Source organism: Bartonella sp. MR100HLJHH (assembly GCF_042194215.1).
Taxonomy (GTDB): Bacteria; Pseudomonadota; Alphaproteobacteria; order Rhizobiales; family Rhizobiaceae; genus Bartonella; species Bartonella grahamii.
In genome coordinates this window covers 274264-290699 of record NZ_JBHIMR010000001.1, presented here as the reverse complement: position 1 = coordinate 290699, position 16436 = coordinate 274264, and the positions used below count along the sequence as shown (strand labels likewise).

At 37.2% G+C, this 16436-nt stretch carries 12 protein-coding genes and 1 tRNA gene; 7 read left to right on the top strand and 6 right to left on the bottom strand.

Annotated features, from left to right (window positions below; all coding sequences use genetic code 11):
- Positions 1-75: 75 nt before the first annotated feature.
- The 4 genes from ACFIJ7_RS01140 (at position 76) to ACFIJ7_RS01125 (ending at position 5106) form a co-directional block, all read left to right on the top strand.
- Positions 76-152: transfer RNA gene (locus ACFIJ7_RS01140), tRNA-Arg, on the top strand.
- 679 nt (positions 153-831) lie between these two features.
- Positions 832-2505 carry a formate--tetrahydrofolate ligase gene (locus tag ACFIJ7_RS01135; RefSeq protein ID WP_375644401.1) on the top strand — a complete coding sequence of 558 codons (1674 nt, stop codon included), beginning with the start codon at positions 832-834 and terminating at the stop codon, positions 2503-2505.
- A 186-nt stretch (positions 2506-2691) separates the two neighbouring features.
- Positions 2692-2925, top strand: a complete 234-nt coding sequence (gene rpsU / locus ACFIJ7_RS01130; protein WP_012754552.1) for a 30S ribosomal protein S21 — start codon at positions 2692-2694, stop codon at positions 2923-2925.
- 1620 nt (positions 2926-4545) lie between these two features.
- Positions 4546-5106: an SH3 domain-containing protein gene (locus ACFIJ7_RS01125; RefSeq protein WP_026500127.1), complete on the top strand. Its 561-nt coding sequence runs from the start codon at positions 4546-4548 to the stop codon at positions 5104-5106.
- Between the two features lie 46 nt (positions 5107-5152).
- On the opposite strand, the gene irrA is transcribed toward ACFIJ7_RS01125, so the two are convergent.
- On the bottom strand, positions 5153-5665 hold the full coding sequence (irrA, locus tag ACFIJ7_RS01120; protein WP_375644400.1) for an iron response transcriptional regulator IrrA: 513 nt from the start codon (positions 5663-5665) through the stop codon (positions 5153-5155).
- A gap of 231 nt (positions 5666-5896) precedes the next feature.
- On the opposite strand from irrA, the gene fabA reads away from it, so the two are divergent.
- The 3 genes from fabA to fabI are packed head-to-tail and all read left to right on the top strand — an operon-like array spanning position 5897 to position 8551.
- A complete protein-coding gene (gene fabA, locus ACFIJ7_RS01115; protein WP_375644399.1) occupies positions 5897-6406 on the top strand; it encodes a 3-hydroxyacyl-[acyl-carrier-protein] dehydratase FabA in 510 nt (169 codons plus the stop codon).
- 57 nt (positions 6407-6463) lie between these two features.
- Positions 6464-7684: a beta-ketoacyl-ACP synthase I gene (gene fabB / locus ACFIJ7_RS01110; RefSeq protein WP_375644398.1), complete on the top strand. Its 1221-nt coding sequence runs from the start codon at positions 6464-6466 to the stop codon at positions 7682-7684.
- Between the two features lie 48 nt (positions 7685-7732).
- A complete protein-coding gene (gene fabI, locus ACFIJ7_RS01105) occupies positions 7733-8551 on the top strand; it encodes an enoyl-ACP reductase FabI (RefSeq protein WP_375635442.1) in 819 nt (272 codons plus the stop codon).
- A 1871-nt stretch (positions 8552-10422) separates the two neighbouring features.
- On the opposite strand, the gene gpsA is transcribed toward fabI, so the two are convergent.
- From gpsA to cyoA, 5 genes are all read right to left on the bottom strand, one after another.
- On the bottom strand, positions 10423-11430 hold the full coding sequence (gpsA, locus tag ACFIJ7_RS01100; RefSeq protein WP_375644397.1) for an NAD(P)H-dependent glycerol-3-phosphate dehydrogenase: 1008 nt from the start codon (positions 11428-11430) through the stop codon (positions 10423-10425).
- A 397-nt stretch (positions 11431-11827) separates the two neighbouring features.
- Positions 11828-12670, bottom strand: a complete 843-nt coding sequence (gene cyoD / locus ACFIJ7_RS01095) for a cytochrome o ubiquinol oxidase subunit IV (protein WP_375644396.1) — start codon at positions 12668-12670, stop codon at positions 11828-11830.
- 5 nt (positions 12671-12675) lie between these two features.
- Positions 12676-13344: a cytochrome (ubi)quinol oxidase subunit III gene (locus ACFIJ7_RS01090; RefSeq protein ID WP_375635439.1), complete on the bottom strand. Its 669-nt coding sequence runs from the start codon at positions 13342-13344 to the stop codon at positions 12676-12678.
- Positions 13341-15359: a cytochrome o ubiquinol oxidase subunit I gene (gene cyoB, locus ACFIJ7_RS01085; protein ID WP_375619283.1), complete on the bottom strand. Its 2019-nt coding sequence runs from the start codon at positions 15357-15359 to the stop codon at positions 13341-13343. The genes ACFIJ7_RS01090 and cyoB overlap by 4 nt, the downstream gene beginning before the upstream one ends.
- 75 nt (positions 15360-15434) lie before the next feature.
- Positions 15435-16406: a ubiquinol oxidase subunit II gene (gene cyoA, locus ACFIJ7_RS01080; protein ID WP_273787465.1), complete on the bottom strand. Its 972-nt coding sequence runs from the start codon at positions 16404-16406 to the stop codon at positions 15435-15437.
- Positions 16407-16436: the final 30 nt, after the last annotated feature.

The window sequence follows — 16436 nt, the reverse complement described above, 5'->3', positions numbered from 1 at the left end:
AAGTTTCACTTGCATTTCTTTAATGAAACGATTAGGAACCCTTTGTCGTAGATAATGTAAAAAACTGAAATGTATGCACCCGTAGCTCAGCTGGATAGAGCACCAGACTACGAATCTGGGGGTCAGGAGTTCGAATCTCTTCGGGTGCGCCATTTATCAATAATATCTTCTTATAAATTCAGGCTCTTTAAATTCTTTATTTTGTGATTTATTTTTGCCTATCTTTGTTTTTTGTATTTTGTTACTTCATTCTGTTGTGAGTCGTTTCTTTAGCCATTTTGCTAGAATAAGATATTATGAGTCCTTCAATTCAGCTCCAAGGTGCTTTTATTAGCTAATAATCATAACGATTGCATAAGCAGCGTGTGTTGTTTTCTTTTTTCGATCTATGCGCTTGTTTTTAGTCTCTTCCGGATTATACTCTTTAATCAGTTAGATAATTTTTTGCGTGCTTATTTCTAATTTTTCCATAACTAGATGTTTCTGGATATTTTATTCCTAGCAATCCCATCTTAATAGGGACTTCAGATGTGCCGCCATAAAACACTTATGGTATCCATTAATATCATTAGCATTTTGTTGCAAACCAAAGCTTCTTTTCGAGATATTTTTAATTGAATTAAACATATTTTTACTGCTTAAAAGCAAAGAAACTCTTTTTCCTAAAAAACAATGAAACTCTTCTCGTGCTTCTTTAGCATTATCTCTTGCATAGCATATCATCGACTTCTATGATATCCTGACACTTTCTGTTCTCTATGAATTCTTCTAATTAATCCATGGGGTACAGATCTCGAACATTAATAAAAGCTAAGTTTAAAGAATTTTTCCATGCCTAAAACAGATATTGAAATTGCTCGCACTGCTAAAAAGCAGCATATTATTGAAATTGCAAAAAAAATTGGTATCTCACATGAAAATCTCATTCCCTATGGCCATGATAAAGCTAAAATTTCTTCTGAATACATAAAATCGCTTGATAAAAATCCAGATGGTAAACTTATCCTCGTCACAGCTATCAATCCCACACCTGCCGGAGAAGGCAAAACAACAACAACAGTTGGACTAAGTGATGCTCTTAATCTTATTGGTAAAAAAACAATAGCTACCTTGAGAGAACCGTCTTTAGGTCCCTGTTTTGGTGTAAAAGGTGGTGCTGCTGGTGGTGGTTATGCGCAAGTCGTTCCAATGGATGACCTTAATTTACATTTTACCGGTGATTTTCATGCTATTACAGCTGCTCATAATCTTCTTGCCGCAATGATAGATAATCATCTTTATTGGGGAAATACTCTAAACATTGATCCACGTCGCATTGTTTGGAAACGCGTTCTTGATATGAATGACCGTGCATTGCGCGATATTGTTATTTCATTGGGGGGCATAACAAATGGTTTTCCACGCCAAACAGGTTTTGATATTACTGTTGCGTCAGAAATTATGGCACTTCTTTGTCTCTCTGAAAATTTAGAAAACCTTACACAAAGACTCAAAAAAATTATTGTTGCTTATCGTTATGATAAAACGCCCATCACCGTTTCTGATCTCAATGCAGAAGGTGCAATGGCAGTTCTTCTCAAAGATGCTATACAACCCAATCTCGTACAGACAATTGAAAATAACCCTGTTCTCGTTCATGGAGGACCTTTTGCCAACATTGCTCATGGTTGCAATTCAGTTATAGCAACAAAAACTGCTTTAAAACTTGCTGATTATGTTGTCACAGAAGCAGGGTTTGGAGCAGATCTTGGAGCAGAAAAGTTCTTCAATATCAAATGTAGGCAAGCAGGTATTGTACCAAATGCTACAGTGATCGTCGCAACTATTCGTGCATTAAAAATGAATGGTGGTGTGGATAAAAATAACCTGACAGAAGAAAATATCACCGCTTTAGAAAAAGGAACAGCCAATCTTTTACGACATATAAAGAATATGGAGCACTACGGTATTCCTTGTGTTGTGGCTATCAATCATTTTGACTGCGATAGCGATGCTGAAATAAAAACATTACAAAAAATAGTTGCAACAACTGGACACAAAGCTATTATCTGTAAGCATTGGGAACAAGGTGGAAAAGGCGCTATAGAACTTGCACAAGAACTCGTTACCTTGATTGAAGAAAAACATTCTCATTTTAAAGTTTTATATCAAGATAATATTCCACTCGTTCAAAAAATTAATTGTATTATAACAAAGCTATACGGTGGGCGTGGCGCCATCATCCCAGCCCCTATTCTCAAACAACTTGAATCTTGGGAAAAAGAAGGTTTTGGTGCCTACCCTATTTGTATGGCAAAAACACCTTATTCTTTTTCTTCTGATCCCAAGCAATATGGTGCTCCTGTTGATTTTGAAATTCCCGTACGTGAAGTTCGTCTCTCCGCAGGAGCTGGCTTTATTGTTGTCATTTGTGGAGATGTTATGACCATGCCGGGACTACCCCATTATCCCACGGCTGAAAAAATTCATCTTGACGAAAATGATCAAATACAAGGACTTTCATAAATTTATAACCGTAAATTCTATCATTCATTATAAAAAGCGTTTTATTGCAAAAAGAATAGAATTTTAAAAAGCGATATAGACAAATGTCTTATTTATATGATATAGGTGCTTGTCCTTTTGGATATGCCTTTAAAAGGATGTAGGTTTTTCCTATCATTTATGACACTGAAAAAAGCAGGATAGATAGTGCAAGTACTCGTTCGTGATAATAATGTTGACCAAGCGCTCCGTGCGTTGAAAAAAAAGATGCAGCGTGAAGGTATCTTCCGTGAAATGAAAATGCGTAGTTATTATGAAAAGCCATCTGAGAAGCGTGCTCGTGAAAAAGCTGAGGCTATTCGTCGTACACGTAAGCTTGCTCGTAAGCGTGCGCAAAGAGAAGGTTTTGTTAGTAACGGACGAACTGTTGCGGTAAAGTAATATACTTTATGTAATTGCATAAGTAGTAGATAATAAGCTTCCAGAAAATTTTATCTTCATAGGCGATTGCAATAAATTGCTTGTGTACGGTTTTTTGTGTACAATGTTATCTAATATGTTAGTTATCTGAAAATAATAAGGTTTCTGTCATAGGGGTGTTTTTTTCACTCTTATATTTCAAAAAACAGATAACAAACTACGCTTTAGATATTTAAGCGACTTATTCTTATGTGAATTGAGTGTAAGGTGTTTTATTATCACTTTTCGCTATAATTTTTCTCCTTCCGGATATCTCTTAAATAACTGTTTCTTTATGTACAAATTTCATGATGATTTTCTTTTTTTGTCATTAAATATTCTACATCTTTCGAACATCCTAGATCAGATTGCAAAACAAAAATAACTATCGCAATATGCGATTGTGTATAAAAATATGATATCAAATGCATAATCCTCTTTCCCTTCAGTTATGTAACAAAACGATATAATTCCATAACTTTTTATATCTCTTGACTCTGTCTCTCTAAACGATGACGAATTTCAACCACGGCACTACAGATTCTTTTTTCTTGATAAATTTCTTCTATTCATCACTTATGTAATGCCCCCCATAAGTGTATTGAATAAGCTCCTCTATTTCATTCAACTTTCTTCTATACTGAGTTAGAGAAAAAGAAAATTGACAATAAACAGAGAAAACACTGTATTTTAATATGGATGAATGAATGTACCTTTTATTACCATTTTTGATGGAAATATTTTTACAATTTAAATAACGAGTTAAAGTTTTTAACGCATTGATTTATCGTTATAAGTAATCGTTTTTCATATTAAGTAATAATTCTGAATAACGTGAAGTTTCTCAACACCTTCTTATATTGAATAAATCAAGATTATTTTCTTGTACATCATAAGCAGGGTTAGTATGCAAATAGAATAAAAGCTATTTAAGAAAAAAATAAAAATGCTTCTTATGAACGCCATAAATAATAAGAACTGCATAACATTGAGAGCTGGTAAATGGTATGATGGATCCAGCTTATCTGCCATACGAATAAGCATTATCATGACATAAGATTATAGTATAGCAAATTTTATAAAATGGATTATCACGAAAAACTGTCCTGTTAAAATCAGCCCTTCATATATCAATCTACTCCATAATTTTGCTCATATTTTTAAGCTTAAATGTTTTATTCATCGTATTATTTTGTCCATTCAAAACTTCTTTTCAAGCCACATGATAACCCCTTTACTGAACAGCTCTTTGTTCATAATATGCATACATGTACTTTTACTTCGAGAAACAAACTCAGAAAAGAGATGCAATACTTTAGCCCTAATTTCCTGTACAAAAAATGCTATGCTCCCAGTATACTTTACTGTTTTATCACGCGTACAGCTACATAAAAGTCCAGTGTTTATTTATATTTATCCCCTCATAAACAAGATAAGCACTAAAAAATACAAACTTTTGTTTTCCTTATTTTGCTATTCTCGTAACAATTTTTTCATTGTTTAGATCTCTTTAACGAGCGATATGTCATAATTTTTATCAGTTTCTAGTCTTATCTTTCAGATTTTAAATTTCCAATATATGACGAAATAAAGGAGTTCAGTGTGCAAAATTCTCGTTGGTTTCGCGTTTCAATACTCGCATCATGTATCTTAATAGCAACAGTCATTGTATTGGGTTCACCTCATTTGTTGCACGCACAAACATTTAATCAAAATTTAGGGCCCAGCGGTTTACCACTTCCGCGATTTGCTTCGATTAAACCCACCAGCGTTAATGTACGCGTCGGACCAGGAAGCAACTATTCTATCATTTTTACCTACAAAAAGAAGGGCTTGCCTATTGAAATCATTCAAGAATATGATCAATGGCGCAAAATTCGTGATGCAGAAGGCGATGAGGGGTGGGTGTATCAATCGCTTTTATCGGGAAAGCGAACTGCTATAACTATTCCATGGCAAAAAGATAAAACAAAAAGGCTGATGCTACGAAAAAACCCCACCGACAACGCAGAACTTGTGGCGGAAGTAGAACCTAATGTCATTGGTAATATCCGCCAATGTGATGGACAATGGTGCGAACTAAACATTAATAATACGCGCGGATGGCTTCAGCAACCCCAGTTATGGGGAATCTATCCTGATGAAAAAGTAAAAGGTTGGTGAATACTCAAACTTATCAAGTTTAACTTTTATTCCTCATTGAATATCCTCACTGCCTATCACAAGATTGATTTTTGGGTTTCAATCGTACGATCAAATCAACATGTGAAACTTCCATACCTTCTGGTGGCTTAGGCAAATTTCTAATAATGGGAGCTTCTTCCAAATTGTAAGGAATATCAAGAATACGATTTTCGCCTTCTATATAAAAATGGTAGTGATCAGAGGTATTGGTATCAAACCAAGTTTTTGAGCCTTCTACGGCAATAATCCGTAACAATCCCGCTTCCGTAAATTGATGAAGCGTATTATAAACCGTTGCTAAAGATACAGGTACACCTGCCCTCCCCGCTTCCTCATAGAGCTCTTCAGCAGTAATATGACGATTTCCTTGAGAAAAAATCATATGTGCAAGCTCCAACCGCTGACGTGTTGGACGCAGACCATTTTGACGCAAACGTTTTTCTAACATAGAAATGGAATAATATTGCACAATTTTTCCACACTCTTTTGTGAACTGTTGTTCTTCATTCATATCTAAGTCGTCTGCACTTACTGACATATTACAAACCCAAATATATTCCTGCTAAATAAGATCAAAATACAAAAAAATGGGAATAGTATGGTGTAATCTTGTATTCCATTTTTAAATAATTACCTGTGTAGAATACATAAAAAAGGGCTTTTGTCATTAAAAATGATATAAAATCATTTCCCTCTCTTTGAAATTTGCTCTAAAAGTAGGTTGGGAAAAGCGCAGAAATAAAGATATATGCAAATAAATGGAGTAACAATGACTGAACAAAAGTCTCGCTACACTTATGAAGAGCTTCTAAGCTGCGCTCGCGGCGAAATGTTTGGTAGAGGTAATGCGCAATTGCCAGCACCGCCAATGTTGATGATTCATCGAATCACTCAAATTAGTGAAACTGATGGTAAATACGATAAAGGAATGGTTCGCGCCGAATTTGACATTACACCAGACCTGTGGTTCTTTAATTGTCACTTTATAGGCGATCCCGTCATGCCGGGATGTCTCGGACTAGACGGTATGTGGCAATTAACAGGCTTTTTTCTTGGTTGGCTAGGCGAACCAGGAAAAGGAAGAGCGATATCAACAGGTGAAGTAAAGTTATCAGGGATGGTAACTCCACAAACCAAAATTCTTGAATATGAAATAGATTTTAAGCGTATTCGACGTGGAAATTTAGTCTTAGGAATAGCTGATGGGTGGCTAAAAGCAGATGGAGAGACTATTTATAAGGCGAATGATTTACGCGTTGCTTTATTCAAAGAAGATTGAACGTTATTTCCATCAGAAAGAACTTTTCATTATTCTGTATGGAACGAGGAGGTATGAATGCGTCGAGTTGTTGTAACCGGAATGGGAATTGTCTCCGCGATTGGAAATGGACCTGAAGCTGTTTTAACCAGTTTACGTGAAGCAAAATCCGGAATTTCTTACGCGCCTCAATATGCCGAATTAGGCTTTCGTAGCAGAGTTTACGGCAAACCCGATATTAATATAGAAGAACTCGTAGATCGACGTGCTCTACGTTTTCATGGGCGTGGAACAGCATGGAATCACATTGCTATGGATCAGGCAATTGCTGATGCGGGTCTAGAACCGCATGAAGTATCGAATGAACACACGGGTATTATTATGGGTTCTGGAGGTGCTTCAACTCAGTCAATCGTTGAGGCTGCTGATATTACACGCCAAAAAGGTCCAAAACGCATCGGTCCTTTTGTTGTGCCTAAAGTGATGAGTTCTACGGCATCCGCAACACTTGCAACTTTTTTTAAAATTAAAGGCGTAAACTATTCAATCTCTTCCGCGTGTGCTACATCCAATCATTGTATCGGCAATGCTTATGAAACAATACAATATGGAAAACAAGATCGCATTTTTGCTGGTGGTTGTGAAGATCTGGATTGGACATTATCTGTTTTATTCGATGCTATGGGTGCTATGTCCAGCAAATATAATGATGTACCAGAAAAAGCTTCGCGTGCTTATGACACTAATCGTGATGGATTTGTTATTGCTGGTGGCGCTGGCGTTTTGGTTCTTGAAGAACTAGAAGTCGCTAAAGCACGTGGTGCAAAAATCTATGGAGAAATTGTTGGTTATGGCGCTACATCCGATGGACACGATATGGTCTCTCCATCAGGTGAGGGAGCAGAGCGGTGCATGCGCATGGCACTTGCGACCGTCAAAAATAAGATTGATTATATCAATCCCCATGCAACAGCAACACCTGTTGGTGATCCCCCTGAAATAGAAGCGATCCGCCGTATCTTCGGAGCAGGTGATCAATGCCCACCAATTTCCGCCACAAAATCTCTGACTGGTCATTCCTTGGGTGCAGCTGGTGTTCAGGAAGCAATCTACACACTGTTAATGATGAAGCATAATTTTATTTGTGAAAGTGCTCATATTGAAGAACTTGATCCAGCTTTTGCCGATATGCCAATTGTTCGTAAACGACGCGATCATCAACAACTTAATACCGTATTGTCAAATACTTTTGGCTTTGGCGGTACCAATGCAACGCTTGTTTTCCAACGCTATGAATAAACAAAAGTTCTTAGTAATTGAAAAAAGTACGGTCTTACGGAGAATAATATGAAAGGTTTGATGGAGGGCAAACGTGGCCTTATTATGGGAATTGCAAATGACCATTCAATTGCTTGGGGCATTGCCTGTCAGCTCGCACAAGCAGGAGCTGAATTAGCATTGACTTATCAAGGAAATGCTTTTGGAAAACGTGTTCAACCTCTAGCAGATAAACTTGGCTGCAAATTAGTGCTAGAGTGTGATGTTGAAAATATTGAAAATATTGACTACGTCTTTGGGCAACTTGAAAAAGAATGGAAAACAATTGATTTTATTGTCCATGCCATTGGTTTTTCAGATAAAACTCAGCTAAAAGGGCGTTACGTTGATGTTACAACACGTGAAAACTTTCAACGCACGATGGTTATTTCAGCGTATTCCTTTACTGAAATTGCCCAACGCGCGGGTAAGCTTATGCCCAATGGAGGAACACTTTTAACTCTTACCTATGGTGCTTCACAGCAAGTTGTGCCTAATTATAACATCATGGGTGTTGCTAAAGCAGCTTTAGAAGCTATGGTACGTTATTTAGCAGCAGACTTTGGTCCTCAAAATATCCGTGTCAATGCGATTTCCGCTGGTCCTGTTAGAACTTTAGCAGGTAATGGCATTGCAGCTGCACGTGCAATATTTTCACATCAACGCCGTAATGCCCCATTACGTCGTACCGTAAATATTCATGAAATTGGAAAATCTGCTCTTTATCTACTCTCTGACTTATCATCAGGTGTTACAGGTGAAATCCATTATGTTGATTCAGGCTATAACATCATGTCTATGCCAATACTTGAAGAACTGAAAAAAAGTGACGATACTCAAGAAGAATAAAAATTATCGCACTTAGAAAATATGACGTAAGGCACGTGTGCAGGTCTTTATAAGAATAAGTATAATACAAAACAAGATGCCTTGTTTTGCGAAGTATTTTATAAAAATCCGAATATTTTTTCAATCCATGGTTGAAAAATTTTGTATTTTATGACGTTATTTACCTTACTAAAGCATACCCTTTTGCTGTTGCTTACAAATCAATCCTCAGCCCTCATGCCATCGCAGTTTGAAACAGAGATTAGAGGATTATTAAAATCCTTAGCTTCAGCTTTTGTATACCAGATTGAAAAAAATATTGCCTACCTTTTTATTTATTCTTGAAACGCAAAGACAATCTAATTTAGGAAGAATATGAAGGCGTAAAGAAATCAATCATTAATCTTACTATTATTCTTTAATGAGGCTTTACAGTTTTAAAAGCATCCACATCAATATTTTTTTAATAATGGAGATTACGCTTTACCTCACACCTTTATTTTTCTCGTTCTTTAATGAAAGCATTTCTCTGATATATCAGGTAAAACAGAACGCTCAAAAACACTACGGCTGTTGCTCCTTCATGCATTTTTTTAAAAGATATCCCTCAATACACGCAATTCCATTTCACAATGGTATCTGTAGAACAGATAAAATCCCCGTGAAGTACATAAATCCTTTTTTCTCCACCATTTTAATGTTTATACAAATGACAAATCGACACTATCATTTTACTTGCCATGTTCTAATGTTGAAACACCCCTTGATACTTGAGATGATTCATTAGAAGTATTTTTAATAATTTTTATCAACATACTAACCCGCTTGTGACAAGCAAACACATATTTTTAATTAATTCAATACAAAAATAAAATGAATTATTCATATAAATCAATTTGTTATCTTTATAATCACATTATTTTTTCAATTTAAATGACAGCCACAAACAAGTACGATAACATTTTTTCAATTTTAGATTTTCAAAAGTCATTTCTTGCATATAAAAAACAGAATTGACATGTGAGAAAATAAAAGGCGTAAACATCTCTACTGAACAGCCTCAAGTGCCAAGAGCTGTCTCAAACATTGGAGGCTGGTAGGATGTGTGATGATGCCCGGCTTCCTCCTTCGTAAAGGTAAAGATGGGGATGTGCACAATGGCTTTATCGTTACACTATTCACGGTCACCGTCGCGAATTGGGCTTGGGCGTTTTAAGAGAGGTCTCTTTAAAACAAGCGCGTGAATATACAACAGCAATAGTGTTTTATTTTGGGCGTTCTATTTTACCTGACACATCAAGGTGTGAGGTAATCTCCACTATTTAAAAGATATGCTTTAGATAGCGTAAAACTGAATTTAAAAATGATGGTAGAGATGGGAACTGGTTTTTATCTTTAAAATTTCATCTTCTTCCCAAATTAGATTGTCTTCTTGTTTTAACGAATTACACAAACAGAAACACACAATATCCCTGCCTCTATCGAGATATAAACGCTGTTACACGCAGCAAATAATATTGAAAATTGGATAATAGCAATGATATTTTTAGCTTATACGTTACATAAAAAAAATGCTTCCACCTAATGAGTCTTGTATTATTCTGTTTGCAAATATCATTGTGAGATGAATTTAAGAGAAAATCAAAATATCTTGTTCATTACATTACATAAACATGTGTAAGTGGAAACGATAATTTATTTTCAAAGAGATAGCTCTTAGACAAAAGCCAAAACTTTTATATTTCAGCCATGTTTCATAAATAATCGAATGATATGAATCTATAATTTGCTAGAATATGACTGTCTTATACAACCATCAATACAATCTATTTTATATGTCTTCATAGCATGTTTCTATTTTTTTACGATTGGAATTATTAAAAAACAGGATATCATTGTATTTCATCCTTGAGAGTACGGCTTAGTAATGTGTGCGCCGCTTCAGTTATGTTTTTACCACAATAGAGAATTTGATAAATTTGTTCTACAATGGGCATTTCTACCCCAATACGTTGCGCCAACGTATGTACTTCCTTGGTATTTAAGTACCCTTCCACAACCTGACCAATTTGTTTTTCCGCTTCTTTTATATCTATTCCTTTACCAAGAAGTATTCCAAAACGACGATTACGCGACTGATTATCAGTACATGTCAAAACCAGATCACCTAAGCCTGTCATTCCCATAAATGTGGAAAGCTCAGCACCCATAGCCCCCCCTAAACGACTGATTTCAGCTAGTCCTCGTGTGATGAGAGCTATTCGTGCATTTGCCCCAAACCCCATACCGTCTGATATTCCTGCACCAATAGCAATAACATTTTTGACTGCTCCCCCTAATTGAACACCAATCATGTCTGAACTTTTATAAACTCTAAAACTTTTGTCACAATGAAAAAATTGCTGTAATTCTTTACCAAACTCAACATCAGAAGCTGCTATCGTCATTGCAGTAGGCCAACCAATAGCTAGTTCTTGAGCAAAAGTTGGTCCAGAAAAAACTGCTAAAGGAATTTTTTCACCTAAAATCTCACGAGCAACCTCTTGTAAGAAACGTCCGGTACCATGTTCTAAACCTTTTGTTGCCCAAATAACGCGTGAATGCTGATCTAAATAAGGCTGAATATTATACAAAACTTGATGAAATACATGGCTTGGAACAGCGATTAATATATTGTGACTTGCTGCTATTGCAGTTTCAAGCGAAGCTTCAAGTAATAAATTTTCAGGAAATTGAATATCGGGTAAATATACTTGATTACAACGTTGTTCCTGTAATTCTTTGATATGTTGAGGATTATATCCCCAAAGTAAAACATTATTACCATTACGGGCAAGAGCAATCGCTAATGCAGTACCAAAAGAACCAGCACCAATAATTGTCATTGCAGCGGTTTTCATTAAGTTTTCTGATTATTCTCTAAACTTTTGATTTCAAGTGCATATTATTATCACAAATAACTTTAATGCTATCTTTAATATAAATTCTGTAAATTATAAAAACGTTACCGCTTCGTAGCTCTTATCTCACACAGCATAAAAACTTGTTTCTCACATTCTCTTTCTTTGTAGTAAATTGCATAGACATCACTTTTTGTATATTCTACAAATAGCTATTTGTCTCAAAAATTAAAGCTTGACTCAATACTCCATGGACTTTCTCTTTTAAAATAAAAGTACATTCAAAATCATGATACTCATTCCACTGATATCTTGTACTTAACCCCTCTTTAATATCCTACGAATTTTTTGTAAGAGCTGATACACGCCGCATCAGCTCCACAGGTATTTCTAACAATTACTCCACAGGAGACTGCGTACTTAACCCCTGCTCCATAGGCATTTCTGAACTAGGAACTTGATCTACAGGAGTTTGCGTACTTAGCCCCTGCCCCATGGGCATTTCTGAACTAGGAACTTGATCTACAGGAGTTTGCGTACTTAGCCCCTGCCCCATGGGCATTTCTGAACCAGGAACTTGATCTACAGGAGTTTGCGTACTTAGCCCCTGCTCCATGGGCATTTCTGAACTAGGAACTTGATCTACAGGAGTTTGCGTACTTAGTCCCTGCCCCATGGGCATTTCTGAACTAGGAACTTGATCTACAGGAGTTTGCGTACTTAACCCCTGCCCCATGGGCATTTCTGAACCAAGAACTTGATCTACAGGAGTTTGCGTACTTAACCCCTGCTCCATGGGCATTTCTGAGCCCTGTATCTTTTCTGGCTGTTTTCTTACGGATATATCTTTGTTTGATAACTGCTCAGATACTGAAGAATCATCTCTACTTGATATTTCCGGTTCAATAACACGTCCTGAGCCACCCATCATATTATAATTCAAATGAGAAATAGCCCACCAAGTTCCCCCAATAATAACAAAAACGCAAATAGCAGCAAACCACAACGCGCTTAAATTCCACTTGGCATCTGGACCAGAATTCAAGTGCAAAAAGAAAACAATTTGTACTATAATCTGAATAATCGCCATCCCAATAAGATACGCAACCTTTGTACTAACTGCCCAACTTTCCATCATTCCATACATCACAGGAACAAAAGAACCCAAAGTGAAAAATACAGCCAGAATAAAACCGACTAAATATGAACCAGTACTGGGACCATGTGTTTCATTTTGCATGCTCATCACAACGCTCCTAATAGATAAACCATGGTGAAAACACCAACCCATACAATATCAAGTAAATGCCAAAAAATGGAAAGGCATGCTAAACGTGTCTTATTGTTCTGATCCAAGCCATTACGACGAAGATGAAAAAACATCACAACCATCCAAAGAAGACCAACACTTACGTGAAGTCCATGGGTGCCAACCAAAGCAAAAAATGCTGACCAATAAGCAGAGAGAATCTCCCGACCAAAAAGCTGTAAACCTGTTGCAGAATCAATACCAGCATAAGCATTTGGATCGTAATAAAAGACCTCACCCAAAAGTTCATGAAATTCGTAAAGTTCCATACCAATGAAGCAACAGCCAAATACAAAGGTAATAGCCATCCATAAACGCACACCACTGATGTTATTTTTATGTGCTTGTACCATTGTAAAACCATAAGTGACGGATGAAAACAACAAGAAAGCAGTCTCAACCAAAACAAATTTTAAATCAATAAACTCATTGCCCGCCTTACCACCACCATAAGAAGCAGAAAAAACAGCAAAACTTGAAAAAAGTGTCGAAAACAGGATCAAATCTGAAAGAATATAGACCCAAAAACCAAACGTCATTACCGAACTATTATCGTGGTGATGTTCATCCACAGCACTCACATTATTTATTGTTACTGCACTCATACTGTCACTCCTTGTTCTTTAAGAACAGCTGTAAAGGCATCTTCAGTTTTTTGTACTTCTTCAGCCGGAATATAATAACCATGATGGTCACCTGTTAATGAATGACACACAAGCGTTGCAATAAAACCAATCAAGCCGACCGCAACAAGCCACCAAATATGCCAGACAAGCGCAAAACCAACAACTAACGAGAAGAATCCCGCAATAATTCCAGCCGATGTATTGGACGGCATATGAATTTTTGTAAATCCACTGGTAGGACGTTGATAACCACTTTTCTTCATATTCCAATAAGCGTCATCAGACTGTATTTTCGGAACTATTGCAAAATTGTAAGAAGGAGGCGGTGAAGAGATAGACCATTCAAGAGTCCGTGCATCACCCCAAGAATCATTTAATGTTACAGGTAAACGTCCCTTATGTTTGATACCGTACCAAATCGCCAAAACAACTTGCAGCACAAAACAAAGGATACCAAGCAAAATAATAAAAGCGCCCAATGCAGCAATCATAAACATCGGTTGCCAACTAGGTTCCATATAATGCTGGAGACGACGTGTCCCACCCATTAAACCAAGTGCATAGACTGGGAAAAAGGCAAGGTAAAAACCAATGAACCAACACCAGAAAGATGCAATACCCAATGCCCGATTTGGTTTATAACCAAAAACTTTTGGAAACCAAAATGCAATCCCCGCTAAGTACGCAAAAACGACACCCCCAATAATTGTATGATGGAAATGCGCTACCAAAAACAACGAATTATGAAACTGCCAATCAGCTGGCACAATAGATAACAAAACACCAGTTAATCCACCACCAACAAATGTAAAGATCATTCCCATGCACCAAAGCATTGGAGGCTCAAAGCGAATCCGCCCCTTATACATAGTTAGCAGCCAATTAAAGACTTTTACACCTGTTGGAACGGCAATAATCATTGTCGCAATACCAAAGAAAGTATTCACAGCTTCACCGCCACCCATTGTGAAGAAATGATGTCCCCAAACAAGAAGCGAAAGAATCAAAATAACCAACATGGCCCATATCATCGAAGTATAACCAAAGAGGCGTTTTGAAGAAAAAGTTGATACAACCTCAGAAACAATTCCAAAAGCAGGAACAACCAAAACATAAACCTCAGGATGACCAAAAACCCAAACATAGTTAATCCATACCATCGGATTTCCGCCACCAACATTGGAAAAGAAATTCATGCCCAAATAACGATCGCATGCCAAGAGTGCAAATGCTACAGTTAAGACAGGGTAAATAACTAAAATAAGGACATTGCTAACAAAAGCGCTCCAACAAAAAACAGGCATTCTCATCATCGTCATCCCAGGAGCACGCATCTTAATCAAAGTCGCAACAAAATTGACCGCCCCCATTGTTGTCGCTATACCAGAAAGTTGAAGTGACCATAAATAATAGTCTACCCCTGTATCTGGACTCGTTTGCAATTCTGTAAAAGGTGGATACATCAACCAGCCACCACGACCAAAATTCCCAACACCTAGGGATATGTTAATCAATATTGCCCCTGCAGCCGTAATCCAAAAACCTAGATTATTTGCAAAGGGAAAAGCAACATCACGCGCACCAATTTGAAGCGGTATAAGATAATTAAAAAGGCCAAATAAAATAGGCGTAGCCATGAAAAAAATCATGATAGTGCCATGCGCCGAAAAAATTTGATCAAAATGGTCAGGGGGCAAATAACCTGCACTTTCACTCCCAAGAGCTAAAGCTTGATGTGTTCGCATCATGAGTGCGTCCGCAAAACCGCGAACAAGCATAATAATTCCAAGAACTATGTACATAATGCCTATGCGTTTATGGTCAACAGTTGTAATCCAATTTCGCCATAGAATCCCCCACCACCCAAGTGCTGTTAGAGCAACAACAGCAATTAAACCAACCACAACAATCGCAATACACGTGTATAAAACGATCGGCTCATGTGCAAGTGCATGAAAAGCACCTGCCGTAGGATCTGTAAGTCTTCCAAACATTTCTCAACCCATTTCAAATGAAATTCAAGTTTAAAAGAAACCTTATGTTAAAAGGGCTCTTTCTTTACTGACCCTTTAAATAACATCAGGATCAAATACTGAACATAGTGCACCCCATAGCGTCTGAGCAGCAGCACGTTTCATTAAATCCTCATTACATACCGTATTTTCATCGACACATCGATTAACAACACGATAGTAAAGGCGCTTCTCAACAGGTGCAAAATAACGAACTTCAGCATCTTTTTTCTTCGCAGCAATATCACCCATACGAGGCGCAATAGAAAGTTGACGATAAGATGCACGATCAAGTACTCGACCATTAGCCCGAGCTTTTACAATCCAATCCTCAAAGTCCTGCAAAGACACAGAATGCCACTTAAACCGCATACTCGAAAAACCATCACCACTGTAATTTGCTGAGGTTCCTTTGAATACTCCTTGCTCTTCAGCGACCAAATGCAACTTAGCATTCATCTGCGGCATAGCGTAAAGAACTGTACCCAGTTTGGGGACCCAAAAAGCATTGACAGAATTCTCTGACGTCAATTGCAATAAAACCTGACGTCCTTCAGGCGCATAAATCTCATTAATCGATGCAACACCATATTCAGGATAAATAAAAAGCCATTTCCAATCAAGAGAAACGGCATCAATCTGTAATGGCTTTCCTTCACCTACAACTTCCACTGGGAGAGGATTTGTAGGTTCCAGCTTATAAGTATAATAAGCTGTTAATGAACCTAAAACCATTACAATTACAATTGGAATACCCCACATCAACGCTTCAATTTTATTTGAATGCGCCCAATCAGGAGAATAGTCCGCTTTCATATTCGATGCGCGATATTTTATAGCTAAAAACACCACACTCACCATAACTGGGATGACAACACAAAGCATCACCACCACACAAACAACTATCAAAATGAGCTGTTGACGTGCAACATAACCTGATGGCTGTATAACATCAATTTTACAACCAGATAAAAGCAGTGCTCCCCCTAAAATCACAAGCATTTCTAATTGTCGAACAAAGCTTTTCATCTCCATTTACCCCCGTCATATGCACCAAAA